Origin of the sequence: Actinoplanes sp. NPDC026623, from assembly GCF_040638275.1 — a bacterium.
In the GTDB taxonomy this organism is placed as follows: domain Bacteria; phylum Actinomycetota; class Actinomycetes; order Mycobacteriales; family Micromonosporaceae; genus Actinoplanes.
Genome location: NZ_JBEZXZ010000025.1, coordinates 1 through 23,532, shown reverse-complemented (window position 1 = coordinate 23,532; position 23,532 = coordinate 1). Strand labels below are relative to the sequence as shown.

23 protein-coding genes are annotated in these 23,532 nt (G+C 71.6%); 12 read left to right on the top strand and 11 right to left on the bottom strand.

Annotated elements, in window-relative coordinates:
- Positions 1–35 precede the first annotated feature (35 nt).
- Positions 36–710: a GntR family transcriptional regulator gene (locus tag AB0F10_RS10660; RefSeq protein WP_360622309.1), complete on the top strand. Its 675-nt coding sequence runs from the start codon at positions 36–38 to the stop codon at positions 708–710.
- 6 nt (positions 711–716) lie between these two features.
- On the opposite strand, the gene AB0F10_RS10655 is transcribed toward AB0F10_RS10660, so the two are convergent.
- A complete protein-coding gene (locus tag AB0F10_RS10655) occupies positions 717–1,373 on the bottom strand; it encodes an adenylate kinase (RefSeq protein WP_360622307.1) in 657 nt (218 codons plus the stop codon).
- Between the two features lie 111 nt (positions 1,374–1,484).
- Here AB0F10_RS10655 and AB0F10_RS10650 point away from each other — a divergent pair, with 111 nt between their 5' ends.
- Positions 1,485–2,279: a metallophosphoesterase gene (locus tag AB0F10_RS10650; RefSeq protein WP_360622305.1), complete on the top strand. Its 795-nt coding sequence runs from the start codon at positions 1,485–1,487 to the stop codon at positions 2,277–2,279.
- Positions 2,280–2,366: 87 nt separating this feature from the next.
- On the opposite strand, the gene AB0F10_RS10645 is transcribed toward AB0F10_RS10650, so the two are convergent.
- Positions 2,367–2,963 carry a hypothetical protein gene (locus AB0F10_RS10645; RefSeq protein ID WP_360622303.1) on the bottom strand — a complete coding sequence of 199 codons (597 nt, stop codon included), beginning with the start codon at positions 2,961–2,963 and terminating at the stop codon, positions 2,367–2,369.
- Between the two features lie 203 nt (positions 2,964–3,166).
- On the opposite strand from AB0F10_RS10645, the gene AB0F10_RS10640 reads away from it, so the two are divergent.
- Entirely contained in the window at positions 3,167–4,135 is a 969-nt protein-coding gene (locus tag AB0F10_RS10640) for an NAD(P)/FAD-dependent oxidoreductase (RefSeq protein ID WP_360622392.1), read from the top strand.
- 48 nt (positions 4,136–4,183) lie between these two features.
- On the top strand, positions 4,184–5,422 hold the full coding sequence (locus tag AB0F10_RS10635) for a GAF domain-containing SpoIIE family protein phosphatase (RefSeq protein ID WP_360622301.1): 1,239 nt from the start codon (positions 4,184–4,186) through the stop codon (positions 5,420–5,422).
- Between the two features lie 72 nt (positions 5,423–5,494).
- Here AB0F10_RS10635 and AB0F10_RS10630 read toward each other — a convergent pair whose 3' ends face one another.
- Positions 5,495–6,367 carry a sensor histidine kinase gene (locus tag AB0F10_RS10630; protein ID WP_360622390.1) on the bottom strand — a complete coding sequence of 291 codons (873 nt, stop codon included), beginning with the start codon at positions 6,365–6,367 and terminating at the stop codon, positions 5,495–5,497.
- On the opposite strand from AB0F10_RS10630, the gene AB0F10_RS10625 reads away from it, so the two are divergent.
- Together AB0F10_RS10625 and AB0F10_RS10620 are read left to right on the top strand one after the other, a co-directional pair.
- On the top strand, positions 6,318–6,776 hold the full coding sequence (locus AB0F10_RS10625; RefSeq protein ID WP_360622299.1) for a GNAT family N-acetyltransferase: 459 nt from the start codon (positions 6,318–6,320) through the stop codon (positions 6,774–6,776). The two genes, AB0F10_RS10630 and AB0F10_RS10625, sit on opposite strands and share 50 nt — an antisense overlap.
- A gap of 676 nt (positions 6,777–7,452) precedes the next feature.
- On the top strand, positions 7,453–7,737 hold the full coding sequence (locus AB0F10_RS10620; protein WP_360622297.1) for an antibiotic biosynthesis monooxygenase family protein: 285 nt from the start codon (positions 7,453–7,455) through the stop codon (positions 7,735–7,737).
- Between the two features lie 18 nt (positions 7,738–7,755).
- Here the strand turns inward: AB0F10_RS10620 and AB0F10_RS10615 are convergent, their stop codons facing one another.
- Together AB0F10_RS10615 and AB0F10_RS10610 are read right to left on the bottom strand one after the other, a co-directional pair.
- On the bottom strand, positions 7,756–9,324 hold the full coding sequence (locus tag AB0F10_RS10615; RefSeq protein WP_360622295.1) for a pentapeptide repeat-containing protein: 1,569 nt from the start codon (positions 9,322–9,324) through the stop codon (positions 7,756–7,758).
- A 119-nt stretch (positions 9,325–9,443) separates the two neighbouring features.
- Positions 9,444–10,004: a helix-turn-helix domain-containing protein gene (locus AB0F10_RS10610; protein ID WP_360622293.1), complete on the bottom strand. Its 561-nt coding sequence runs from the start codon at positions 10,002–10,004 to the stop codon at positions 9,444–9,446.
- A 163-nt stretch (positions 10,005–10,167) separates the two neighbouring features.
- On the opposite strand from AB0F10_RS10610, the gene AB0F10_RS10605 reads away from it, so the two are divergent.
- From AB0F10_RS10605 to AB0F10_RS10595, 3 genes are all read left to right on the top strand, one after another.
- Entirely contained in the window at positions 10,168–11,784 is a 1,617-nt protein-coding gene (locus AB0F10_RS10605; RefSeq protein ID WP_360622291.1) for a CocE/NonD family hydrolase, read from the top strand.
- A gap of 161 nt (positions 11,785–11,945) precedes the next feature.
- Complete coding sequence (locus tag AB0F10_RS10600; RefSeq protein WP_360622289.1) at positions 11,946–13,160, top strand: cellulose binding domain-containing protein; 1,215 nt, start codon at positions 11,946–11,948, stop codon at positions 13,158–13,160.
- A gap of 38 nt (positions 13,161–13,198) precedes the next feature.
- Positions 13,199–14,161, top strand: coding sequence for a cellulose binding domain-containing protein (locus AB0F10_RS10595; protein WP_360622287.1), 963 nt, complete (start codon positions 13,199–13,201; stop codon positions 14,159–14,161).
- Between the two features lie 164 nt (positions 14,162–14,325).
- Here the strand turns inward: AB0F10_RS10595 and AB0F10_RS10590 are convergent, their stop codons facing one another.
- Positions 14,326–15,483, bottom strand: a complete 1,158-nt coding sequence (locus AB0F10_RS10590; RefSeq protein ID WP_360622284.1) for an RNA ligase RtcB family protein — start codon at positions 15,481–15,483, stop codon at positions 14,326–14,328.
- Between the two features lie 205 nt (positions 15,484–15,688).
- On the opposite strand from AB0F10_RS10590, the gene AB0F10_RS10585 reads away from it, so the two are divergent.
- Both AB0F10_RS10585 and AB0F10_RS10580 read left to right on the top strand, forming a co-directional pair.
- A complete protein-coding gene (locus tag AB0F10_RS10585) occupies positions 15,689–17,524 on the top strand; it encodes a glycoside hydrolase family 3 N-terminal domain-containing protein (protein ID WP_360622282.1) in 1,836 nt (611 codons plus the stop codon).
- Positions 17,525–17,609: 85 nt separating this feature from the next.
- Positions 17,610–19,199, top strand: coding sequence for a methyl-accepting chemotaxis protein (locus AB0F10_RS10580; RefSeq protein ID WP_360622280.1), 1,590 nt, complete (start codon positions 17,610–17,612; stop codon positions 19,197–19,199).
- Between the two features lie 66 nt (positions 19,200–19,265).
- Here AB0F10_RS10580 and AB0F10_RS10575 read toward each other — a convergent pair whose 3' ends face one another.
- From AB0F10_RS10575 to AB0F10_RS10555, 5 genes are all read right to left on the bottom strand, one after another.
- On the bottom strand, positions 19,266–19,907 hold the full coding sequence (locus AB0F10_RS10575; RefSeq protein WP_360622278.1) for a DUF6084 family protein: 642 nt from the start codon (positions 19,905–19,907) through the stop codon (positions 19,266–19,268).
- Positions 19,904–20,560 carry a DUF5947 family protein gene (locus AB0F10_RS10570; RefSeq protein ID WP_360622276.1) on the bottom strand — a complete coding sequence of 219 codons (657 nt, stop codon included), beginning with the start codon at positions 20,558–20,560 and terminating at the stop codon, positions 19,904–19,906. Before AB0F10_RS10570 ends, AB0F10_RS10575 begins: the two co-directional genes overlap by 4 nt.
- A gap of 43 nt (positions 20,561–20,603) precedes the next feature.
- Positions 20,604–21,218 (bottom strand): hypothetical protein, encoded by a 615-nt coding sequence (locus tag AB0F10_RS10565; RefSeq protein WP_360622274.1) that lies wholly within the window; start codon positions 21,216–21,218, stop codon positions 20,604–20,606.
- A gap of 246 nt (positions 21,219–21,464) precedes the next feature.
- Positions 21,465–21,974 carry a hypothetical protein gene (locus AB0F10_RS10560; RefSeq protein WP_360622272.1) on the bottom strand — a complete coding sequence of 170 codons (510 nt, stop codon included), beginning with the start codon at positions 21,972–21,974 and terminating at the stop codon, positions 21,465–21,467.
- A gap of 29 nt (positions 21,975–22,003) precedes the next feature.
- On the bottom strand, positions 22,004–22,960 hold the full coding sequence (locus AB0F10_RS10555) for a hydrogenase expression protein HypE (protein WP_360622270.1): 957 nt from the start codon (positions 22,958–22,960) through the stop codon (positions 22,004–22,006).
- A gap of 254 nt (positions 22,961–23,214) precedes the next feature.
- Here AB0F10_RS10555 and AB0F10_RS10550 point away from each other — a divergent pair.
- Positions 23,215–23,532, top strand: a 318-nt coding sequence (locus AB0F10_RS10550) for a hypothetical protein (RefSeq protein WP_360622268.1), incomplete at its 3' end; no start/stop codon positions are given.

Below are 23,532 nucleotides of genomic sequence, written 5' to 3'. Positions count from 1 at the left end.
CGACCACAGCTACACCGACGAGGAGTACATCCGCAATGCCGGCTGACGTGTTGATCGAGCTCCGGGCGGCCATCCTGCGCGGGGAGTACGCACCGCGGCAGCGGCTCATCGAGACCGAGCTGGTCGAACGGTACGCCACCAGCAGGTTCGTGCTCCGCAACGCCCTCACCCGGCTGGCCAACGAGGGGCTGGTGGAGCTGCAGCCCAACCGCGGCGCCCGGGTCCGCGAGATCTCCCTCGACGAGGCGATCGAGATCACCGAGATCCGGCGCGCCGTCGAGGGCCTCGTGGCGGCCCGCGCGGCGCAGCGGATCACCGACGACGAGATCGCCGAGCTTCGCGCTCTCGGCGAGCAGATGACCTCGGCCGTGCAGAACACGGACATGCTGCGCTACTCCGAGCTGAACGCGCAGTTGCACGCCAGGATCCGCGCCATCGCGCAGCACTCCTCCGCCACGAGGATCATCGACCAGCTCAACGGGCAGATGGTGCGCCACCAGTTCCGGCTCTCCCTGGTGCCCGGCCGCCCGTCGGTGTCGCTTCCGGAGCACCTGGCCATCGTCGAGGCGGTCTGCGGGCGCGATCCCGAGGCGGCCGAGCGGGTCATGCGCGCGCACCTGACGAGCGTCATCGACGCGCTCACCAGCTTCGCGGCGACGTCCGCCGCGCTGCCCTCGCACTACCACGCGGGGCTCGGCATCGACGCCTAGGGCGCCCTAGGGAACGTCGACTCCGAACGCGGCGCCCAGGCTGGTCAGGTCGATCGGGCGGCGGGCATGGTCCGGCACGTACTCCAGCAGCGGGCGCATCGTCTCCAGCGCGGTGAGGATCTGCCGGGCGACGCGCTCGACCGGCTGCATCGCGTCGACCGAGACCAGAATGCCGCGCTCGGCGTACCAGCCGACGATCGGAAAGGTCGCCTCCTGATACAGCGCGAGCCGGCGGCGGATCACCGGTTCGGTGTCGTCGGTGCGGTGCTCCAGGGCCGCGCGGGCCAGCAGCCGGCGCATGAGCTCGTCGTCGTCGGCCTTGAGATGCAGCGCGACGTTCGCCGTCATGCCGAGGGTCTGCGCCGCGCGGTACAGCGACCGGGCCTGCGCGAGGTTGCGGGGCATGCCGTCCAGCACGTAACCGCCGCCGCGCTCCTTGGCAGTGACCATCGCGTCGCGGACCATGTCCAGCACGATCTCGTCGGGCACCAGATCGCCGTTGTCCAGATGATGGCGCACCGCGAGCCCGAGCTCGGTCCGCCTGGCCACGTGATCCCGGAGCAGGTCGCCGGTGGCGATGTGCGCGATGTCGAAATGCGCGGCGATCACCGCGCCCTGCGTGCCCTTGCCTGCGCCCGGTGGCGCGACCATCAACACCCGCATCACGCCGTCCCTCCAGGCCGCTGCGACGCGACAGACGACCAGGCTACGGCATCGCGGGCCCCCGGCCGGAAAGATCCGGTAGCCCGTACCGGATGGATATAGGCTCCCAGCATGCGCCTGGTCCATGTCACCGATCTGCATTTCGGCGCCGAGGACCCCGACGTCGTGGCCGGGCTGCGCGCGGACCTGGCGAGCCAGGACGTCGACCGGGTGCTGGTGAGCGGCGACCTGACGATGCGGGCGCGGACGGGGCAGTTCCGCGCGGCGAAATCGCTGCTGGAGTCGATCGGCCGGCCGTGGACCAGCGTGCCGGGCAACCACGACCTGCCGCTGGACCGGGTGCTGACCCGGGCGGTGCGCCCCCTCGCCGGATACCGGGAGTTCGTGCACGCGCAGCCGCAGCCGGTGCTGCACGCCGACGGCCTGCAGGTGCTCGGCCTGAGCACCGCGCGGCCCTATCTGTGGAAGAACGGGCGGGTCGACGCCGGGCAGGTGGCCCGGATCGGCACCGCGTTCACCGGACCGGCCCGGCTGCGGGTGCTGATGGTGCACCATCCGGTGTTTCGGTCGGTGCAGCGCCCCGGGCTGACGCTGCTGCACGGCGCGGGGCGGGCGCTGCGGGCGGCGGCCCTGGCCGGCGTCGACGTCGTCGTCTGCGGTCACGACCACGTGGCGGCGCAGGCCGACCTGTCACTCACCCGGCCGGGCCTCGGGCGGCACATGATCGGCCTGATGAGCGGGACGGCCTGCTCCCGCCGGGTACGAGCCGGCGAGAGCCAGTCATACACGGTCCTCGAACTCTCCGGCGAGCGCCTGTGCCTGCGGGTCCGGCACTGGCGCGACGGCCGCTTCGAGACCCGCTCGGAAACCGAATGGCGGCGGACCGCGGACGGCTGGCACCAATGAACAATTTTCATCCGAGCCGTCGATCACCGCCGGGCGCGCCCTGACCGGATGCGCCCGGACCTCCGGTCCGGGCGCATCCGGCGCTGGTCAGCAGGCGGTTCCGCTCCGGAAGTTGCGCAGGACGAAGTCGGCCGGTCCCGCCTGGTAGTAGCCGACGCCCTGGCGGATCGGGTGCCCGGTGTACAGCTCCACCCCGGAGCCGGCGCGCACCAGGTAGGCCTGCTCGCCGTCGGCGTTGTGGATCAGCCGGCCGCGGCGGCCGTAGATGTCCTCGAGTTCGGTCCAGCTCATGCCGACCGAGGCTCCGGCCGGCGAGCGGGGCGGCACGGTGGCGGTGCCGACCTCCACCAGCCGTCCGTTGCGGAACGCCAGAATGATCACGCCGGCCCAGGCCCCGGTCGCGCCCGCGTGCGCGACGTCGCACCCGGGATCCGGCGCGACCCAGTCGAGCAGCCCGGCCGCGGCCAGGGCCTGCTGGCGGGCGCCGATCCGGTACGGGCCGGCGCCCCGGACACTCAGGACGGACCCGGCCGGGACCACGGCGGCGGGCGACGCGGCCTTGCCCCGCCCGCTCAGGGTCCCGCCGGCGGTGTCATTCGAGGCGGACGCGGGTACCGCCGTGGCCAGCACGGCGAGGGCGAGCACGCCGGCGGTGACGAGACGGTGAAACGACGGACGGTACATGGCGGTTCTCCTCCGCTGTGGTGGGCATTTCACTGTGTTAGTCACGCCGCCACCGCACTTTGTTCGCCGGTACGCCGAGAAATTTTCGCGGCCCGCGACGCGGCGTTCACGCCGCGTCGTCCGTTGCCCCGGGGGTACCATCGGCCTACCGTCAACCAGATGCGATTCGTGGTTCCGTGCGACGGAAGGGCGGCGACGGCGGCATGCTCGAGGTGGACGTCGCCATCATCGGCGCGGGACCCTCGGGCCTCTTCGCGGCCTACTACGCCGGCTTCCGGGGCCTGACGGTCGCCGTCATCGACACGCTGCCCGAGCCGGGCGGGCAGATCACCGCCCTCTATCCCGAGAAGGACATCCTCGACGTCGCGGGTTTCCCGACGATCAAGGGACGCGACCTGGTCGCCAACCTCGTCGCCCAGGCCGCGCCGTTCGCGCCGCACTACCTGCTCGGCGTGCGCGCCGAGGACCTCTCCTACCGCGGCCCCTCCCCCCTGCTGCGGCTGGCGGACGGCAACCAGGTCGTCGCCGGCGCCGTCATCATCACCGGCGGGCTGGGCGGATTCACCCCCCGGCCGCTACCGGCCGCCGACGGCTACGTGGGCGCCGGCGTCGTCTACTTCGTGCCGCGCCTGGACGACCTCGCCGACCACCACGTGGTCATCGTCGGCGGCGGTGACTCGGCCTTCGACTGGGCGCTCGCCCTGCACCCGGTGGCGAGGTCGGTCACCGTCGTGCACCGCCGCGACCGGTTCCGGGCACACCAGACGACGGTCGACCGCGTCCAGGCACTCTCCGTACGCATCCTGGTCAATGCCCAGGTCACCGCCCTGCACGGCGACGGCCGGGTGACCGCCGCCGAGATCGCCGACAACCAGGGGTCGACGCAGCGGGTGCCGGCGGACACCGTGGTCGCCGCCCTCGGCTTCACCGCCGACCTCGGCCCCCTGGCGGGCTGGGGCCTGGAACTCGACCGCCGTCACATCGTGGTCGGCAGCACCATGGCCACCAACCTCCCGCGGGTCTTCGCCGCCGGCGACATCGCCGAATACCCCGGCAAGGTGCGGCTGATCGCGACCGGCTTCGGCGAGGCGGCCACCGCCGTCAACAACGCCGCCGTCGCCGTCGACCCGGCGGCGCACCTGTTCCCCGGCCACTCCTCCGAGGGCTCCTGACCGGCCCGGTCGCGCTGGCGCAAACCACTTAGGTATTAGGCTGCTGACGTGCCGGAGGTCGAGGGAATCAGAGACGACGAGCGGCTGCGCCGGCTCGAGGCCATCACCGACACGGCCCTGTCAAGACTGGCCGTCGCGGACCTGCTCGACGAGCTGCTCGACCGCGTCCGGGACCTGCTCGACGTCGACACCGCCGCCATTCTCCTGGTCGATGTGCACGCCCGGCAACTCGTCGCGACCGCGGCGAAGGGCCTCGAGGAGGAGGTCCGGCAGGGCTTCCGGGTATCGATCGGCCGCGGCTTCGCCGGCCGGATCGCCCAGACCAGACAGCCACTCGCCATCTCCGACCTCACCCCCGACGACGTCGTCAACCCGATACTGGTGGACAAGGGCATCCGGTCACTGCTGGGCGTGCCCATGCTCGCCGGCGACGACGTGGTCGGCGTCCTGCACATCGGCAGCCTCACCCATCGCGTGTTCACCCCCGACGACATCCACCTGCTGCGGCTCGTCGCCGACCGGGCCAGCATCGCCGGGCAGATCCGCTCCATCAAGCTCGACCAGGCGGCCGCCCTGGCCCTGCAGCGCAGCCTGCTGCCGACGAAGCTGCCCGGCATACCCGGCGTCGACCTGGCGGCCCGCTACGTGCCCGGACACGATTTCGGCATCGGCGGAGACTGGTACGACGTCTTCGCGCTGCCCTCGGGCTGGCTCGGCGTGGTCATCGGCGACGTGTCCGGCCACGGCCTGGGCTCCGCCGTGGTGATGGGCCGCGTCCGCAGCGCGCTGCGCGCCTACGCCCTGGTCTGCGACGACCCGGCCGCCGCGCTGACGCTGCTGGACCGCAAGGTCCACCACTTCGAGACCGGAAACCTGACCACCGCGCTCTACGGCATGATCTCCCCGGACCGGTCCACCATTCACCTGTCGCTGGCCGGGCACCTGCCGCCGATCCTGGTCGCACCCGGATGCCCGGCGGTCCTGCCGGAGATCCCCGTCGGCCCGCCCCTGGGCATCGGCCGGCCGTCGATGGCCCGCACCACCACGGTCATCGACTTTCCGCCCGGCGCGGTCCTGGTCTGCTACACCGACGGCCTGGTCGAACACCGCGGAGAGATAATCGACGTGGGCATCGAGCGCCTGGCCGCCGCGGCCCGCCCGGACGACGCCGAAACGGTCTGCACCACCATCATGGCGCACATCGGCACCGAACAACCCACCGACGACATCGCCCTGCTGGCCGTCCGCCGCCTGGCGGCACCCACGGACGGCAACGCGGCACTCTGACCGCCTAGCCCTGTCCGGCAACCTCACTGACCACCCCCGGTCAGCGGCCACGCACTCACCGCGCGAGCCGGGTCAGCACGCCATATGCAGGCGGATGCTGGTCCCGTCGCTGGTGGTGTGGATCCGCACGAGATCGCAAAGCTGGTTGGCCAGGATGAGACCCCGGCCGCCCGCGGTCCGCGGCAGCGGCACGATGCGCCCCGCGAGCGGATCGCGCAGGTGTCCGCCGTCGTCGATCTGGCAGGCGAGCCGGCCCGGCTCGGTCCAGATGGTGATCCGGCCGCCGCCGGCGGAGTGCTCGATCGTGTTGGCGGTCAGCTCGTCGGCCGCCAGCACCAGATCGTCGGCGCGGTCGGCGTCGAGGACTCCGCGGGCGTGCCCGCGCAGGAACCGGCGTACCGCCGCAAGGCGCAATTCGCTGTCGTACTCCATGGACGCGGCGCCGGGCGGCAACGGCAGGTTGAAGCCGGCCGCGGTCACCAGCGGGTCGATGTAGTCCTCGCTGGACCGCCGGGCGCCGTCGTCGACCATGACCGGATGGGTTCGCCAGGCATCGCGAACCGCCGTCCCGTCGAGCCCCGCGACGTCATAGGGGCACAGAATGGCGGCATCCCGATCGGCGAAGACGGCATTGATCAGCGCCTCGTGCGCGGCACAGGCCGGATACTCGCACTCGCTGCGTCCGGGCCAGATCGGCCCGCCGATGATCCACACACGACGTCCGGGATGAGCCGCCGCGAACGGCGCGGCGCCAACCACCCGAACGCGCCGAAGAAAATCTGCTCGCCAATAACTAGCTTTTCTCGACGGGACTCGTAACCCTGGGCCATGTGGATGCCGGGGCGCCCCTGGGCACTTCCGCTGCACCCAGCAGACCCGACCGAATTGAGGAACGGTGGAGATTCGCACCTTCCAGCCCCGTGACGGCCCGGCCGTGAGCGGCATCATCGTGCGATGCCTGCGCGAGGTCAACAGTCGCGACTATCCAGCGGAAATCATTGCGCGGATGTGCGCGCACTTCTCCGACCGGCGAATCGAGCAGCTCGCCCGGGAGCGGCAGATGTTCGTCGCCGCGGAGGAACAGGCCGTTGTCGGCACGGTGTCCCGCGACGGCAACAAGGTGTTCACCATGTTCGTCGAGCCGACGATGATCGGCCGTGGGGTGGGACGGCAGCTGATGCACCACATCGAGGGCCTCGCCGCGGACGAGGGCTACGACCACATGGAAACCGGCGCCAGCATCACGGCGCACGAGTTCTACCTGCGGCTCGGATACGCCGATGTGCGCACCAGCGAGACCGAGTTCGGCTTCAACTACATTCTGCGGAAGCCGCTGAGCCGACAACGACAGTGAAGTCCCGGCTCGGGGAAGTCGTGCGCCCGCCGGAGTGACGGCCGGGCGAGCCGGCGTGTTTGCCGGCACGATCGGCGGCCGGACGCGGAGGCCGGCGTGAGTGGGCGCGCGTTTGAGATCATGGTGTCCATGGCCCCCCGCAGCCGCGTGACGCTCATCGTGCGGAGCGAAACCCTTGCCGGCGAAGAGATCAGCCGGCTGCTCGGCCGGCAGCCGACAGCCGTGTCCGAGCGCGGCGGGCCGGTCTCCCGGCGGGATCCCGCTTCCGCTCGGCGTGGGCATACGACGTGGGAGTTGGCGAGCCCGCTCGAAGACACCGCGAAATCGACAGCCAACACGGTTGGCTCGGGCCGCGAATCCTCTCCCGCCTCGCAGATCTCGGAATACCACTGGCTTTCGACATCTACGACAGCGATCCGGAGGACTGATCCTTGTCAACGTGGCCAGGACGACAGCTCGGACACCGCCGGCCCTGGGGCAGGTCGAAATCGCTCTCCGATCGGAAGCGGAACGTCCGCCCGCGGCAGCGGCGACCGGCCGGCGAGTCCAGCGTGTGCGGGCGGAGCGGCGGCAGACCGGTACACCCAGGACCCTGCCCGGCAGGGAGCGGTATGGGCGGTGATGTGGCATCGTCAGATCGCTGGCTTCAGCGGAGACGTCCTAAAAGGGGGCTATTTTGATCATCGTTGCCGGAGCGCTTCACGTGAAGCCCTCGGATCGCGACCCGTACCTGGCCGGGGTTGTGGAGGCGGCCCGCCTGGCCCGCCTGGCGCCGGGTTGCCTGGACTTCACGCAGGCGGCCGATCCGCTCGACCCGACACGGATCAACGTCTACGAGCGGTGGGAGTCCGACGATCATCTGCTCCGGTTTCGCAACGGCGACGGTCCGCCCCCGGAGCTTCCGCCGGTGCAGTCCGCCGACGTGCACAAGTACAGGATCTCCGGCGTCGAGGAACCCTGACGCTCAAGACAGGCCGGTTCAGCGGCTGCGCAGGCGCGCCAGCCAGGGGCGCAGCGGAATTTCGGAGACGTAGCCCCCGGCCGCGAGCCCCGCCCAGCGCTCGAAGAGGTTCCTCGAGCTCATGCTGCCGGTCAGAACGTACGACCACAGCGCCGCGAACAGATACAGGGGCCAGAAGAACGGCCCGAGGATCGCGTACTGGGTGGTGTGGCGTACCTCGTGCTGGAGCAGTTCGGAGCGCGCCTCGTCGAGCAGCCAGGAGGCCGGCATCCGGGTGATGACGACTCCGCCGACGGTGAAGACGGCCTGCCTGGGGTAGCCGAGACGATAGTTTCCCGCGACCAGAATTCCGCCCGCGTGGACGAGCCGGGAACGGCCGATTCCCGCAACACCAACGCCGGCGAGCGAAGTGAGATTGAGCCAGTTCAATGCGGTCCGGAGGCGGCGCCCGAATGCGTGCAGACCGTCGGGCTCGGACGCGCCGCGTTGAAGGATGGCATCGTCCAGCAGAGTGCCGCCGAAGTCGGCGCCGTCCATCGTCGCGCCCACGAGGTTCGTCACCCGCACCGAAGCGTTTCGCACGATGGCGCCGCTGAGATCGGCACCGGTCAGCTTGGCGGCGTCGAGCGTCGCGTCCGACAGGTCGGCCCCTCGCAAATCCGCTGCGAACAACGTCGACGCCCGCATGGATGCCCCGCGCAGGTCGGCCCTGCCGAGGTCGGCCCGGGTCAGCCGGGCCTCCGTCAGGATGGCCCGGGAGAGGTCACCACCCGAGAAGTCGGTCCCGACCAGAATTGCCTGGGTCATGTCCGCGGAGATCAGCCGGGTGCCGGCCAGAACGGCGCCCGACAGGTCGGCCCCGGGCAGCCTCGCCTGGGACAGATCGGCACCGGAAAGGTCAGCGTTGATCAGACTCGCGTGGGACAGGTCGGCCCCGCTGAGGTCGAGACCGCCGAGCCTGACCCTCACGCGCTCGCTGTAGGGCCGCCGGGGACGATTCGCGAGCGACGTCAAGGCGGCCTGCAGGTCACCTGTCACGCGCGCAGGCGACCGGTTCCGATTCGGCCGGGCGCCGGTCCCGGTCGGCGGATGCACCCACCGGCTCTCCGCGGCCTCCCACAGCCCGGGAACATGCTCCGGTGGATACGCCGGGGCCCGGTCTCGAATGAACGCGGTAAGCAACTCCACCACGTCCGAGTGATGCTCGACCGAATCACGCATGACGTGGTCGAGCGCGTGTATCGCGCCGATTCGGATGTACTGCTCGGGGGAGCCGAGTCGCTCCAACGCCTTGGTGAAGCGTTCGGTCATCTGCCCCCGGCGGGCCAGACGATAGCCACGCGCCGTGTACAGCAGCGCGACGACCGCGCCCAGCGCGACGCCGAGCTGGATCACCGCCGACCGGAACTGACCGGTGGCCGCCGCGGTGTCGCCCGGCGATTCCGGAAGCAGCGACGCCGGCGGTTTCCACAGCAGCCGAATCTCGAGCAGGAGAAACGCCGCGCCCAGGGCCACCGCGCCGAGCGTGAGCAGGATGCCCCTGACCGGCCGGGCCCGGCCGGTGCGAAGCCTCACCGGCCAGCGCACGACGCCAGCCGAGTGTTCTCCATCGGTCCTCCAGACAACCCGGTCGGCGCCACCCGCTCACGGTCTACCACCGCGGCCGGTGAACGTCAGTCAGGTCCTGTACAGGGGACGCCCCGGCGTCAGAGGAAGACGCCGTCGAGCACCAGGTCGATCGAGCGGTCGCCCGCGACCAGGCCGGTCACCACGTCGCCGGTGGCCTCGGCGGCGCCCCGCACCATGGTGAACAGCAGGATCAGGTCGTCGGGCACCAGGTCGTGGCGGACGTACCCGCTCTCCTGGGCCTTTCGCAGCGGGGGTGAGAGGGCCGCGATGGCCCGCCGGATGTAACGGCGGCGGGCGCCGGGGTCGATGCGCTGCGCGAGCAGCACCAGCGGGCGCATCGCGATCAGCGAGTGCAGCACGTGGCGCAGCAGCGGCCGGAACAGCGCCGGCCGTTCGGTGCTGGCCGCGGCGGCGGTCTCCAGCTCCTGCAGGTGATGGCCGATGACGGCGACCGTCAGCGCGTGCCGGTCCGGGAAGTGCCGGTACAGGGTCGCCTGCCCGACGCCGGCGCGCCGGGCGACCTCGGGCATCAGCGCGGTGGGCTCGGGGCCGCTCAGCACCTCGCTCGCTGCCGTGATGATGGCAGCCCGGTTTCGCTGAGCGTCTCGGCGGCGCGCCGTCTGGGCTCCGTACAGCAATGTCAGGCTCCTTCCGGGCTACCGCCATACGTTACCGGCCGGTAACGAGAATGTCACCGTCTTCAATCTCTCGGTACCGGTTCCTACGCTCCGGCCACAAACCGCTGCACAGCCGTTGTCAACTCAGGCCAACACAGCGGCCGTCCTGTACCCAGGAGTGCGCATGGCCCCACGCCGATCGGCCCCGCTGATCCACCTGCTCTCCCTGATCACCGCCGCAGTCCTGGCCGGCATCGCGAACCCGGCGATCGCCTTCGCTGCGCCGCCCGCCGCGGCACGGGCCGCGGTCTCGGCCGTGGCGACGACCCCGGTCCGGTTCGTCGACCTGCCCGGCTCCGGCGGGGTGACCCTCAAGGCCAACGTCGTCGCCCCGTCCGCCGCCGGGCGGTACCCGGCCATCGTCTTCCCCGCCAGCTGGGGCCTCAACGACCTCGAGTACGTCGCCCAGGCGAGGATCCTCGCCGGGCGGGGCTACGTCGTCGTCTCCTACACCCCGCGCGGGTGGTGGCTCTCCGGCGGTGAGATCGACACGGCCGGGCCGAAGGACATGGCCGACATGTCCAAGGTGATCGACTGGACGATCGCGAACACGCCCGCGGATCCGGCACGCATCGGCACGGCGGGCATCTCGTACGGCGGCGGGCTCAGCCTGCTCGGCGCGGCGTTCGACCGGCGGATCCGGACGGTCGCGGTGATGAGCGGCTGGACCGACCTGGCCTACTCGCTCTACGCGGACTCGACCCGGCACCGGCAGTCGGCCGGGCTGCTCAAGATCGCCGCCGACCTGCTGGGCAAGCCGGGCCCGGAGCTCAGCGGCAAGCTCGACGACTTCGCCGCCAACCGCAGCGCAGACCAGGTCATCGCGTGGTCGCGGGTACGCTCCGCGGAGACGTACCTCGACGCGCTCAACGCCAGCCGGCCCGCCGTCCTGATCGCGAACGGGTGGGGCGACTCGATCTTCCCGCCGAATCAGCTGGTGGACTTCTACGACCGGCTGGCCGGCCCGAAGCGCCTCGAGCTGCGCCCCGGCGACCACGCGATCGCCGAGCTCACCGGCGTTCTCGGCCTGGACAACGACGTCTGGAACAGCGTCTACCGGTGGTTCGACCAGCACCTGGCCGGGATCGACACCGGGATCGACGGGGAGCCGGCGGTGCTGGTCAAGCCCTACAACGCCGCCGCCGAGAGCTACCCGGACTGGCCGGACCTCGCCGCCACGACCAGCCGGTACCCGCTCGGCCACATCCGCGGGCTGGACGGCACCGGCCTGCTCGGCGGCGCGGCCGAGACCGGCTGGAACAAGAGCATCCCGACGGACCGCAACACCACCGCCGACGGCGGCATCGTCCTGCTCACCAACGGCGTCGCCGCGCTGACCGGTGAGCAGCCGTCGATCTGGCTGCCCACCGTCGACCGGTACCGCGCCGGGGTGTGGGCGTCGGAGCGGCCCTCCGCTCCGCGGCGCATCCGGGGCATACCGAAGCTGCACCTGGAGCTGACCGGCACGGCCGCGAAGGGCACCGTCGTCGCGTACCTCTACGACCTCAACGTGATCGGCACGGCCAAGCTGATCACCCACGCGCCCGCCAGCTGGCTGACGACCAGCGGCGGCAGCCGGGCCCTCGACGTCGACCTGTCGGCGACCGCGTACGACGTGCCGGCCGGGCACTCCCTCACGCTGGTCGTCGACACGGTCGACCCGCTCTACTACGACGAGAACGCGGACGGCGGCTCCGTCACGATCGCCGCCGGGTCGTACCTGGACGTCCCGCTCAGGTAGGCGAGCCTGCGACAAGCGGCGCCGGCCCCGAACCTTGGGGCCGGCGCCGCCTCTTTATCCATGCCCATCTATCTATGCCTATAATGGCGCCGACTCAAACAAAGTCTGCGCACTTCATGACGGCATTTGTGCCGCTTGCGCGCACGATAGAGGGAGCTTCGATGAGGCGGAGTACGGGCGGGCGCCTGCTGCTGGTCCTGTTGACCACCTGCACGGCGGTCGGCGCGACGGTCACGGTGGCCGCCGCGGCGGCGACCGGGTGCCGGGTCGACTACACCGTCGCCAGCCAGTGGGGCGGCGGCTTCACCACGAACGTCCAGGTCACCAACCTCGGCGACCCGGTGACGGCCTGGCGGCTCGCCTTCGCCTTCCGGGCCGACGAGCGCGTGACCCAGGGCTGGAACGCGACGGTCAGCCAGTCGAGCACCCAGGTCACCGCCGCCAACGCGTCCTACAACGGGTCGCTGGCGACCGGGGCGGCGACGAGCTTCGGCTTCCAGGCGAGCGTCTCCGGCACGCACACCCCGCCGGCGTCCTTCGCCCTCAACGGCACCACCTGCACGGGCGCGTCCGTGCCGACCGGCGGCCCGACGGCCACCACGCCGCCGACCACCGCGCCCACCACCGCGCCGCCTGCCGGCGGCTGGAACCCGCCGGCCAATCTCGTCACCGCGCTCAACCAGGTGTGGCAGCACGAGGAGAGCACCTACTCCGACCTGTACGGCTTCCGCAACTACGGCTGGGACCAGATCATGGCCAACCGCGGTTACGTGAATTACTGCGTACGGTGGGACTCGTCGGCCAGGGTGACCACCGCGCAGCGCGACGCCATCCACGCGGCCCTCAGACGCCAGTTCAAGAAGTGGATGGACGTGATGGCCGGGCACAACGGCTGGCCCTACTCCGACGTCGCGGTCAACATCGTCGGATGGGCGGTCCGCGAGCGCGCCCAGCTCGAGTGGACGGACGACTCGGTCGACATCTACGTCAACGACATCCGCGAGGACGCGCCGCAGTGCTCCGCGCCGTGCGGCCGCTTCTTCAACCAGTCCGGCAGCTACCCGAACTGCCCGGGCGGCGCGGCACACCACTACGACCAGTCACTGTGGCTGACCGCGGGCTTCGGCGGCGGCGCGGGCGGCGACTGGGGGCAGCGGGTCGGCAGCGAATACTTCCTCGGCGCGGTGAATCAGGACGACATCCATATCTTCCTGCACGAGGTCGGCCACACCTTCGGCCTGGACGACTTCTACGACTGGAGCCCGGACGTCGGCGGCTTCCTGATGAAGGCGGGCAGCGCCACGCAGATCACCGAGTTCGACAGGTGGATGCTGCGCGACTGGTGGCGCCACCTGAAGTCCCGCTACGGATACTGAGCCGGACACGGAGGCGGCAGCAATATACGGTTGTCGATATGAAGCCCTCGGCCCGTATCGCCGTGGCGGTCACCCTGAGCGCCGCCGTCCTCGCCCCCGCGGCACCCGTCGCCGCCTCCTCCGTCTCGGCCGCCTCGGCCGTCGCCGTGTTCACCCGGGTCGCGCAGTGGCCGGCCGGATACGTCGGCAACATCACCGTCCGCAACGACACCGCGGCGACGCTCGACGGCTGGCGCGTTGAGTTCGACCTCGCCGCCGGTACCCGCGTCACCAGCTCCTACAGCGGCGTGTTCACCCGGGCCGGCGATCACTACACCGTGCGCAACGAGTCCTGGAACGGCAGGCTCGCGCCGGGGTCGTCGGCGACCTTCGGCTGGGTGGCGGACGGGCAGGGCACCCCGGCCGGCTGCACGCTGAACGGCTTCGACTGCTCCGGGGTGCCGGCGGACTACACCGCGCCAACCCGCCCCGGGCCGCTCGTCTTCGACACGAGCGCGGGCCTCGCGCTCACCTGGGCGCCGTCGACGGACGACCACGGCGCGGTCAGCTACGAGGTCTACGAGAGCGACCAACTGCGCGCCAAGGTCACCGACACCCGGTACGTGTACTCGACCGGCGGGACGCTGCCGCCCCGGGTCTACATCTTCGCCGTGCGCGCGGTGGACGCGGCGGGCAACCCCTCGCCGTACTCGTACCGGTCGCTCGGGCAGATCTGGCGCGGCGACGAGGTCCCCGCGGCGCCGAGCGGACTGCGGGTGGACACGCCGGCCGCCGGCCTGCTGCGGCTCTCGTGGACGGCCCCGGCCGCGTCGTCGCCGTTCGTCGCGCCGCCGATCGCCGGGTACGAGGTCACGCTGGACGGCGTGACGGTCGGCCAGGTCGGCAACACCGCGATCGTCGTGCCGGCTCCCCCGACGGGCGCGCACACGTTCGGGGTCCGCAGCATCAACGCCGTCGACCGGTACTCGGCCGCGGCGGAGCTGGGCCACGTGGTGAGCTGACGGACTCCGCCTCAGCCGGCGGCGGCCAGGGCGACCGCGGTGCCGATGATCGCGGCGTCGATCAGGCCGGCGGAGCCCCAGCAGATTCACCACGGTCGCACTCCAGGTCGATCGGTGCCGGGCCGCGGCCGCTGAGCGGCTCCCGGTTGTCTGCCGAGTGCGCCCTAGGACCGGCCCCGCTTGCGGCGGTGGTCCCGGCGGTCGCGGGCCGCCGGGCCGAGGTCGGCCGTCTTGTACGTGACCAGGGGCACGGTGGTGGCCACCGGCGTGGCCAGGCCGTGGTCGACCAGGTCGCCGATCACCTGCTCGATGCGCTTGTAGGCCGTCGGCGCCTCCTCGAAGAGCAACTGGCGGTCGCCGCACACCACCAGCGACCCGACCGGCGTGCGGCGCAACTCGTCGACCGTGTGCTTGGCCCGGCCGCGGCGCAGGGCGTCGGCGCGGGACATCTTGCGGCCCGCGCCGTGCGCCACGGAGTGGTTCGCCGCGGGCCCGGCGTGGGCCGCGACGAGGTAGGACCGGGTGCCCCGGGTGCCGGCGATGAGCACGTCGCGGCCGTCGCCGGGCGCGGCGCCCTTGCGGTGCAGGTAGGCGCCGTCGCGGAGCTCGACCAGGTTGTGGCACTCGTCGACGATCGGCGCGGTGGGCTCGGCGCCGAGGGCGTGCGCGACCCGGGCCGCCATCAGCCGCCGGTTGATCGACCCCCAGCGGACGGCGTCGTCGTGCGCGGCCAGGTAGGCGGCGGGATCGGCGGCCGGGCCCGCGCCGTGCACCGCGGTGTGCTCCCGCAGGATCCGCTCGCCCAGCCCCCGCGAGCCGCTGTGCACGATGAGCACCAGGTCGCCGGCCTCGAGCCCGAGCCGGTGCGCGTGGTCCGGCTCGAACACGGTCTCGATCCGGGCCAGCTCGACGAAGTGGTTGCCCCGGCCGACCGTGCCGAGGCTGTCGAGGTGGCCGGCCGGGATGTCGCCGTCCAGGACGGCCCAGGCCGGGTCGTCGGCGTCCCGTTCGGGGTCCAGCGCGCGGTCGAGGTCCGGGAAGCGGGTGGCGAGCCTCTCGGGTACGGCGCGCTTGAGGTCGATGGGGAACACCGCGATCCCGCAGCCGATGTCGGAACCAACCAGAAACGGGTACAGAACGGTGGCCGACATGGCGGCGCCGATGGGTGCGCCCTTGCCCGGGTGCAGGTCCGGCATGGCGGCGACATGGATCATGCCGTCGAAGGCGGCCACCTGTTCGCACTGCGCGACGGCGTCGGACTCGATCCAGCTCGCCGGTGAGGCGAACACGGTGACGGTGGCCCGGGTGTGTGGCTGAGACAAGACGTTCTCTCCTGAGACGGTACGGACGCACGGCGCGGTGCCGCGCCGGGGGGGAACCTGGGTGCTGTCCGTCAGAACGTCATGGTCATCATCGTCGCGGAGCCCGCCGCCCGCGGCAACCGATTTGCCGCGTCGCCGGCGGACATTGGCATGGGAGCGCTCCCATGCGACGATGGGTCACCGGCCGCCATCGGACAGGACCAGCATGAGATCTCCCGCCCGCACCCTCGCGCTGACCGGGCTCGTCGCGGCCGCCGCCCTCACGGCCTGCTCGCCGAAGCCGGCCGCCCTGCCATACCTGGACCCGGCCGTGCCGGTCGCCCAGCGGGTGAGCGACCTGCTCGGCCGGATGAACCTGGACGACAAGATCGGCCAGATGACCCAGGCCGAGCGCGCCTCCATCAACCCCTCCGAGATCACCTCGTACCGGGTCGGCTCCGTGCTGTCCGGCGGCGGCTCCGCGCCCACGCCGAACACCCCGGCCGCCTGGGCCGACATGTACGACACCCTCCAGGGTGGCGCGCTGGCCGCCCCACTGCGGATCCCGATCCTGTACGGGATCGACGCCGTGCACGGCGACAACAACGTGTACGGCTCGACGATCTTCCCGCACAACATCGGCCTGGGCGCCACCCGCGACCCCGCGCTGGTCCAGCAGATCGGCCGGGCCACCGCCGAGGAGGTGACCGGGGCCGGCCAGGACTGGACGTTCGCGCCCTGCCTCTGCGTCGCCCGCAACGACCGCTGGGGCCGCACCTACGAGTCGTTCGGCGAGCGGCCGGAGATCGCCGCGGCGATGACCACCGTCGTCGACGGATTGCAGGGCGCCACGTTGAACGGCCCCGCCTCGGTGCTGGCCACGGCTAAGCACTACGTCGGCGACGGCGGCACCACCGGCGGCACCGACCAGGGCGACACCCGGGTCAGCGAGGCCGACCTGCGGGCCGTGCACCTGCCGCCGTTCGCCGCCGCGGTGCAGCGCGGCGTCGGCTCGGTGATGATCTCGTTCAGCAGCTGGAACGGCGCCAAGCTGCACGGCTCCCGCTACCTCATCACCGACCTGCTCAAGGGCGAGCTCGGCTTCGGCGGCTTCACCGTCTCGGACTGGAACGGGATCGACCAGCTCGACGGCCGGCCCGGCTTCACCCAGGCCGAGGTGGCCACCGCCGTCAACGCCGGCCTCGACATGATCATGGTGCCGGAGAACTGGGAGACCTTCATCGGCACGCTGCGGGCCGCGGTGCAGGCCGGCGAGGTCCCGATGTCGCGGATCGACGACGCCAACCGGCGCATCCTCACCAAGAAGTTCGAGCTCGGGCTCTTCGAACACCCGTACGCCGACCGGGCGTATGCGGCCACCATCGGCAGCGCCGCGCACCGCGCCCTGGCCCGGCAGGCCGTACGCCAGTCGCAGGTGCTGCTGAAGAACGCGGGCGGCGTCCTGCCGCTGCCCAGGTCCGGCGGGAAGATCTTCGTGGCCGGCCGCAGCGCCGACGACCTGGGCAACCAGAGCGGCGGCTGGACGACGACGTGGCAGGGCGCGAGCGGTGACACCATCCCCGGCACGTCGATCCTGCGGGGCATCCGCGACGCGGTCGGCGGCGGCGCCACCGTCACCTACAACCGCGACGGCGCCGGCATCGACGGCTCCTACACCGCGGCCATCGCCGTCGTCGGCGAGACACCGTACGCCGAGGGCGAGGGCGACCGGCCCGGCTCCCTGAGCCTCGACGCCACCGACCTGGCCACGCTGTCCCGGCTGACCGCCGCGGGCGTGCCGGTGATCGTGGTCCTGGTCTCCGGCCGCCCGCTCGACATCGCCGCCGAGGTCGGTGGCTGGGACGCCCTGGTCGCCGCCTGGCTGCCGGGCAGCGAGGGCGGAGGGGTGGCCGACGTGCTCTTCGGCGACTACCCGCCGACCGGCAAGCTGCCCGTGACGTGGATGCGGTCCGCCGCCCAGCAGCCCATCAACGACGGTGACGGCAAGGCGCCGCTCTTCCCGTACGGATTCGGCCTGACCTACCCGGCGGCGCCGCGCTGACGGCCGGCCGTCCGGGGGTGTGCTCAGCTTCACACGGCGGTGACCGAAGAGACATCCGAGGGTCCCGTCAAGTCAGGAGAATCGTGTGGCGCGTATCGGCGGCTTCGCAGCGGCGTTCGACAACCGCTCGTTGCGGACAAAGATCAACTCGGCGGTTCTGGCCGCGACCGTCATGGGGCTGATCATCGCCGTCGTGTCGTTGCAGGCGCTCTTCGAGATGAGCGACACCGCGGTCGCCGCGCAGAAGCGCGGCCTGCTGGTCATGAGCACCACGGCGGGCGTCGGGCTCAACCTGGAGGCCTACGTCGGAGCCAACACCGCCATGAAGGCGTACCCGATGATGGCGCAGCAGGTCGCCACGCTCAGGGAGGCCAGGAAGAAGAACGTCGCCGAGGGCCTGCAGCAGCTGACCGCGAGCCTCGACGGCACCGCCGGCGAGCCGCTGGTCGCGAAGATGCAGGCCGACTGGGACACGTTCCTCGAATTCCTGGCCGGCATCCCGGCGAACCTCACGCCCGCGGAGGCCGCCACCAACCTGGCCAGGTACACCGAGCTGCACAACGTGCTGCTCGCCGACCAGGCCGAGATCGAGAAGTACGTGGCCACCGAGGTCGCCGCGAACATCCAGAAGGGCCAGGACCAGAAGACCTCCGCCACCCGCCTGGTGATCGCCCTGCTGATCATCGGCGTGGCCATCAGCGTCTATCTCGGCACCCGGGTCGCCAACCGGGTGCGCCGCGCGGTCGCCGGCGTCTCCCACGTCGCCGAGGGCCTGGCCGAGGGCGACCTCACCCGCACGTCCAAGGTGACCGTCAAGGACGAGATCGGCCGGATGGCGACCTCGCTCGACCACGGCATCGTCCGGCTCCGCGCGGACATCGTGCAGCTCGCCGAGAACGCCACCACCCTGCAGAGCTCCGCCGAGAACCTGACCGCGGTCTCCACCTCGGTCGGCACGGCCGCCTCCGAGGCGTCCCAGCAGGCCGGATCGGTCGCGTCGGCCGCCGACGTCGTCTCGAACAACCTGCGGATCGTCTCGGCCGGCTCCCAGGAGATGGGCGCGTCGATCCGCGCGATCAGCACCTCGACCTCGGAGGCGACGGTCGTCGCCGCCCAGGCGGTCGAGGTCGCGGCCGCCACCAACGCGACCGTCGCCCGGCTCGGCGACTCCTCCACCGAGATCGCCACCGTCGTCAAGGTCATCACCTCGATCGCCGAGCAGACCAACCTCCTGGCGCTCAACGCGACCATCGAGGCCGCCCGCGCCGGCGACGCGGGCAAGGGCTTCGCGGTCGTCGCGAGCGAGGTCAAGGACCTGGCCCAAGAGACCGCCAAGGCCACCGAGGACATCACCCGCCGGGTCGAGACGATCCAGTCGGACACCTCCGGCGCGGTGGCCGCGATCGGCGAGATCGCCGCGATCATCGAGCAGATCAACGCCATCCAGACGACGATCGCCTCCGCCGTCGAGGAACAGACCGCCACCACCCAGGAGATGAACCGCACGCTCTCGGACGCGGCCGACGGCGCCGGGAACATCGCGGCCACCATCACCGGCGTCTCGGACGCCACCCGGCGCACCACCGAGACGATCGACGACACCCGCCACTCCGCCGGGGAACTGGCGGCGATGTCGAAGCAGCTGCAGAGCCTGGTCTCCCGCTTCCGCTACTGAGACAGGCAGGCCGTTCCGCCGATGGCCTTTGGCCGGGCCACCTCGTCGGGCGCCGCGGAAGAGGGCTCAGCTCGCCAGCCCCTCCTCCGCGGCCAGGAGCTTCTGCAGGGTCTCGTCCCAGCTCACCAGGCCGTGCCGGGCCCGGTAGTCGGCGAGTTCGGCCAGCACGTCGGAGCCGACGCGCACCCAGCCGGCGTTCGGGTAGTAGGACGAGATCATCTGCCGCCAGATCGCGACCGGCATCGCGTGCCTCGCCTCGCACGCCCACGGGATCTGTTCCACGCCGAAACCGGTGCCGCTGCGGGTGAACACCGTGCCCGAGTAGAGGAACGTCAGCGGGACGTCGCCGGAGCCGAGCGCGTGCAGGTAACGGGTGCCGATCACCTCGAGGTCGTAGGTGCAGGGCAGCGCCAGGTCGAATTCGGTGCTGTCGGCGAAGCCCGGCACGGTGGCGTTGCAGTGCATCCACTGGAACGGTTTCAGGGTGTCCGCCCACCGCTCCCGCTCGCCGAACAGCCCGCGCAGCCCGTCCTGCTCGGTGGGGCCGTAGCGGCGGCGCTGGGGCTCGATGCGCACCTGGCAGCGCAGCACGATGGCATGGATGCGCTGGCCGGTGGTCTCCTCGACGCGCAGCCGGGCGGTCAGCTGCGGCGTGATCGCGAACGGCTCGGCGAACACGTCGAGGACGGTGAACCGGTAGTTGCTCATGGCGCGCCGACCGGCGGCGCGGGCCGGCTGAACGCGCGTACCCGGGCGAAGAACTGCTCGATGGCCTCGTGTGCCTCCCGTCCGCCGTCGATGCCGCGCCACAGCAGGCGGAGCCGCCCGACAAGCTCGTAGCAGGCGTCGACCGGCACCAGGAAGCACTGCGCGTCCGGGACGCCCGCGGGGCGGCGCACCAGCACGGCCTCGACGTCGGGCCGCAGCATCGCGAGTTGCGGCGTACGCGAAACGATCAGGTCCCAGGCCGGCAGCGGCAGGTCGGACTCGGTCGCGCCGGCCGGGCCCGGATAGGAGGCCACCATCCGGTCCCGCACCGAGTCGCGGAACAGGAACGCCAGCCCGACCGGGATCTGCAGCTCGTCCCAGGCCTGCTCGTCGAACGCCTGGCCCGGCAGCGACAGGTAGCGCTCCGGCACGGCACGGTACTGCAGCTTCGCGTGCTCGTCGGTGAACAACAGGTAGCACGGGCGGCAGGCGCACAGCAGCGCCCGGCTCTGCAGGTCGACCACGTGCGAGTGCGCCGCGGGAATGCCGGCGGCGCACATCTCGCAGCGCACCTCGGCGGCCGGGGCGGGGCCGCTGCGGGCGATCTGCCGCAGCGCGGCCAGCGGCGTTCCGGTGCGATCGACGGGGCTCATGACGAGGCCCGCACGGCGCTCAGGGGCCCGGCCGGCCGCGCAGTCAATTGACGCTCGGCTCGGGTCGGCGCCACACCTGGTAGAGATCGGCGCCACCGCCGGTGCCGAACACCCGCAGCACCCGGTCGGCGCGGACGTAGCTCGAGATCTCGGCGGTGACCTCCTGCAGGACGGCCGTCGCGGTGAAGACCACGGGGAGCCGCCCGGCGTCGAGGAACAGATCGAGGGTCGGCTGCCAGTGGTTCGCCGCGCCGCGGTTCCGGACGTGCATCGCGACCACGTCGTGCCGGGGCAGCCTGCCGCGCAAACCGCTGATCATGGTGTGTTGCGCCGGGTGGGCACCGCAGGCCGCGCCGAAGACCACCAGCAGTTCGTCGGCCATGGCGAGCCGGGCCAGGCTGGCCAGCACGGCCTCGTCGTCGGCGTCGCGGTCCTCCAGCACCGCGACGGTCGTCGTCGCTTCGCCGGAGGCCCAGCCGTCGAGATCGGCCTGCACCCGCCACCACTGCGCCTCGGGCTCGCGTACGACGATCGTGGCCGTGCGCGTCGACTGCACCTGGCATTCCTTGCGGCTGCCCGGGATCCGCCGGGTGACCGTACTGCCGTCGCCGCGCGATACCGCCGGCGCCCGGCGCTGAGAGATTCGTTGCCAGATCACGATGCCACCTTCGTGTAGTCGCCTACAGTGCGTCCTACGCACGGTGACCAAGCCTGCACGGTGAAATCCATCGCCGCCATCCCCAAGCGTGTCCGCACACATGTGGCGGCGCACCGCCCCGGAACCGGCGGTAAAACGCCTGCCCAGAGGCCCTTTCGGACACTTGTGTCCGGCGTGGCGCCGAGGGCGTGGACACGGGCGGGTGACGCGCTCCCACGGGCGCCGGCACGCCGGTGCGCGCGCCGCTCACGGCACGGCCAGCCCGGGGCGCAACGACACCTGCAGCAGCGGCGGCAGCCGGGGCGGCGACTCCATGACCACATCGGTCACCTCCGGGGCCGCGGAGCGCACGGCCGCCTCGATCCGGCCCGCCACCGCCTGCCGCGACGACTGGCAGCCGCCGCCGGCGGACAGGCGCAGCCGCACCACCCCGGCGTCGTCGATGCCCAGGTACGCAGGCTCCTCGACCAGGCGCAGCCGCGCCAGCGCACGCCGGATCCGCGAGTCCGCGTCCAGCGGATGCAGATCGTGCACCAGCAGCAGGCTCTCCACCAGCGGGTCCGCGCAGAGCTCCTCGACCTGGTCCGCGCCGAGCCGCGCCGTGATCCGGGTCAGCCCGGCGCCGTAGAGCTGCACCAGGCAGCGGGTCAGCTCCTCGGCGAGGCCGGCGGCGCGCCGGTCGGGGCCGCCGCGCAGCTCGGCGAGAAGCTGGTCGACCCGTTGGGCTGCCGCCTCGGCTGCGTCGGGTGCGGTCATCGTGACCTCCAGCTGATCGCGGTGCCGGGTCAGGTCGCCGCCATCCGTACGGTGAAGCCGCGAAGCGTCTGCACGACCGGCGCGTAACCCGCGCCTGACGGGGTGGTACCGGCCGCCGGCGCCTCCATGAACGGCATGAACTTGTCGGGGAATCCCGGCATGGTGCACCCGATGCAGATCCCGCCGACGTTGGGGCATCCACCGACCCCGTTTATCCACCCTCGCTTTGCGACGTTACACCGCACCACCTGCCCCCAGCAGCCCACCTTGACGAGGCAGCTGGACGACCCGTACCCGGTGGCGAAGTCGCTCTGGTCGTAGAAGGAGGCCCGGTCGCAGCCGGCGTGCACGGTCGACTCGAACAGCCACTGTGGCCGCAGCGATTCGTCGAGCGCGATCGCCGGCGCCTGCCCGCTGATCTGGTAAAGCAGCTGCAGAATGGTCTCCGAGAGGTTGTCCGGGTGGGTCGGGCAACCCGGCACGCAGACGATCGGCAGGCCGGTCTTGGACTTCCACGTCCAGCCGAGATAATCCGGGACACCCATGGCGCCCGTCGGGTTGCCGGCCATCGCGTGGATGCCGCCGTAGGCCGCGCAGGTCCCGACCGCCATCACGGCCGTCGCCTTCGGCGCCAGCCGGTCCAGCCACTCGGTGCTGGTGATCGGCTGCCCGGTCCGCGGATCGTTGCCGAATCCGCTCCAGTAGCCCTGCTCCTTGTTGCCCTCGTCGGGCACGGACCCCTCGACGATCAGGATGAACGGTTCCAGCTCACCGCGGTCGGCCCGGTGAAACCATTCGATGAAGCTGTCCGCGGAGCCGTCCGGCCCGGTCTCGAACCCGAGGTACGGCCAGTGCAGCGCGATCTGCGGCACGCCCGGCAGAGCGCCGAGCACCAGGTCCTCGATGCTGGGCTGGGTGGCGGCCGTCAGCGCCACCGACTCGCCGTCGCAGCTCAGGCCGCCGTTCATCCAGAGAATGTGCAGCACTTCATCGCCATCGGCCCACGGGACGTTCACAAGCCGTCACCATCCGATCAGCGTTCGGCTCCGGGCTGCGCGGTGACTCGGTCCGCGACCCGGTCCTGGGCAGGATCCAGCGGTGCGACCCTCGATCGAGACGAGCCTATGCGCAGCGTCAGCCGCGGGAAAAGATGCCGGCCGCCGCTGTCACTCGAACGGGTGGGTCCGGCGGCCGTAAACTCGTCCCGGTCGGGACAATCGGTACCGCGGAAGGGGGCGCGATGCCGGCGTCGCTCGAACCAGGCGTGGAACACATCGAGATCCTGCCGATCGTGGTCGTCGCTCAGGACTTTCCCGCGCGGCCGTCCGCGCTTCCGGACGTCCGCGATTTCGTACGCCGGCAGCTGACCACGACCTCGGTGGCCGATGAGGACATCCGCACCCTGTGCGACCGGGTCGCCGAGGTGCTGCTGGACGCGGCGGGCGTGAGCGGCACGATTCAGGTCTCGCTGCGGATCTTCCCGACGGCGGCCGAGGTGGACGTGCTCTTCGCCCCGAACCAGGCGCCGGCCGCCGACCGCACCGGCGCCGCCCAGGCC

What these genes read in the sequence shown, in the direction of transcription:
- AB0F10_RS10660 (WP_360622309.1), top strand. Translation starts at nt 36, where the DNA reads ATGCCGGCTGACGTGTTGATCGAGCTCCGGGCGGCCATCCTGCGCGGG.
- AB0F10_RS10655 (WP_360622307.1), bottom strand. Translation starts at nt 1,373, where the DNA reads ATGCGGGTGTTGATGGTCGCGCCACCGGGCGCAGGCAAGGGCACGCAG.
- AB0F10_RS10650 (WP_360622305.1), top strand. Translation starts at nt 1,485, where the DNA reads ATGCGCCTGGTCCATGTCACCGATCTGCATTTCGGCGCCGAGGACCCC.
- AB0F10_RS10645 (WP_360622303.1), bottom strand. Translation starts at nt 2,963, where the DNA reads ATGTACCGTCCGTCGTTTCACCGTCTCGTCACCGCCGGCGTGCTCGCC.
- AB0F10_RS10640 (WP_360622392.1), top strand. Translation starts at nt 3,167, where the DNA reads ATGCTCGAGGTGGACGTCGCCATCATCGGCGCGGGACCCTCGGGCCTC.
- AB0F10_RS10630 (WP_360622390.1), bottom strand. Translation starts at nt 6,367, where the DNA reads ATGCCGCTCACGGCCGGGCCGTCACGGGGCTGGAAGGTGCGAATCTCC.
- AB0F10_RS10605 (WP_360622291.1), top strand. Translation starts at nt 10,168, where the DNA reads ATGGCCCCACGCCGATCGGCCCCGCTGATCCACCTGCTCTCCCTGATC.
- AB0F10_RS10600 (WP_360622289.1), top strand. Translation starts at nt 11,946, where the DNA reads ATGAGGCGGAGTACGGGCGGGCGCCTGCTGCTGGTCCTGTTGACCACC.
- AB0F10_RS10595 (WP_360622287.1), top strand. Translation starts at nt 13,199, where the DNA reads ATGAAGCCCTCGGCCCGTATCGCCGTGGCGGTCACCCTGAGCGCCGCC.
- AB0F10_RS10585 (WP_360622282.1), top strand. Translation starts at nt 15,689, where the DNA reads ATGAGATCTCCCGCCCGCACCCTCGCGCTGACCGGGCTCGTCGCGGCC.
- AB0F10_RS10575 (WP_360622278.1), bottom strand. Translation starts at nt 19,907, where the DNA reads ATGAGCAACTACCGGTTCACCGTCCTCGACGTGTTCGCCGAGCCGTTC.
- AB0F10_RS10570 (WP_360622276.1), bottom strand. Translation starts at nt 20,560, where the DNA reads ATGAGCCCCGTCGATCGCACCGGAACGCCGCTGGCCGCGCTGCGGCAG.
- AB0F10_RS10560 (WP_360622272.1), bottom strand. Translation starts at nt 21,974, where the DNA reads ATGACCGCACCCGACGCAGCCGAGGCGGCAGCCCAACGGGTCGACCAG.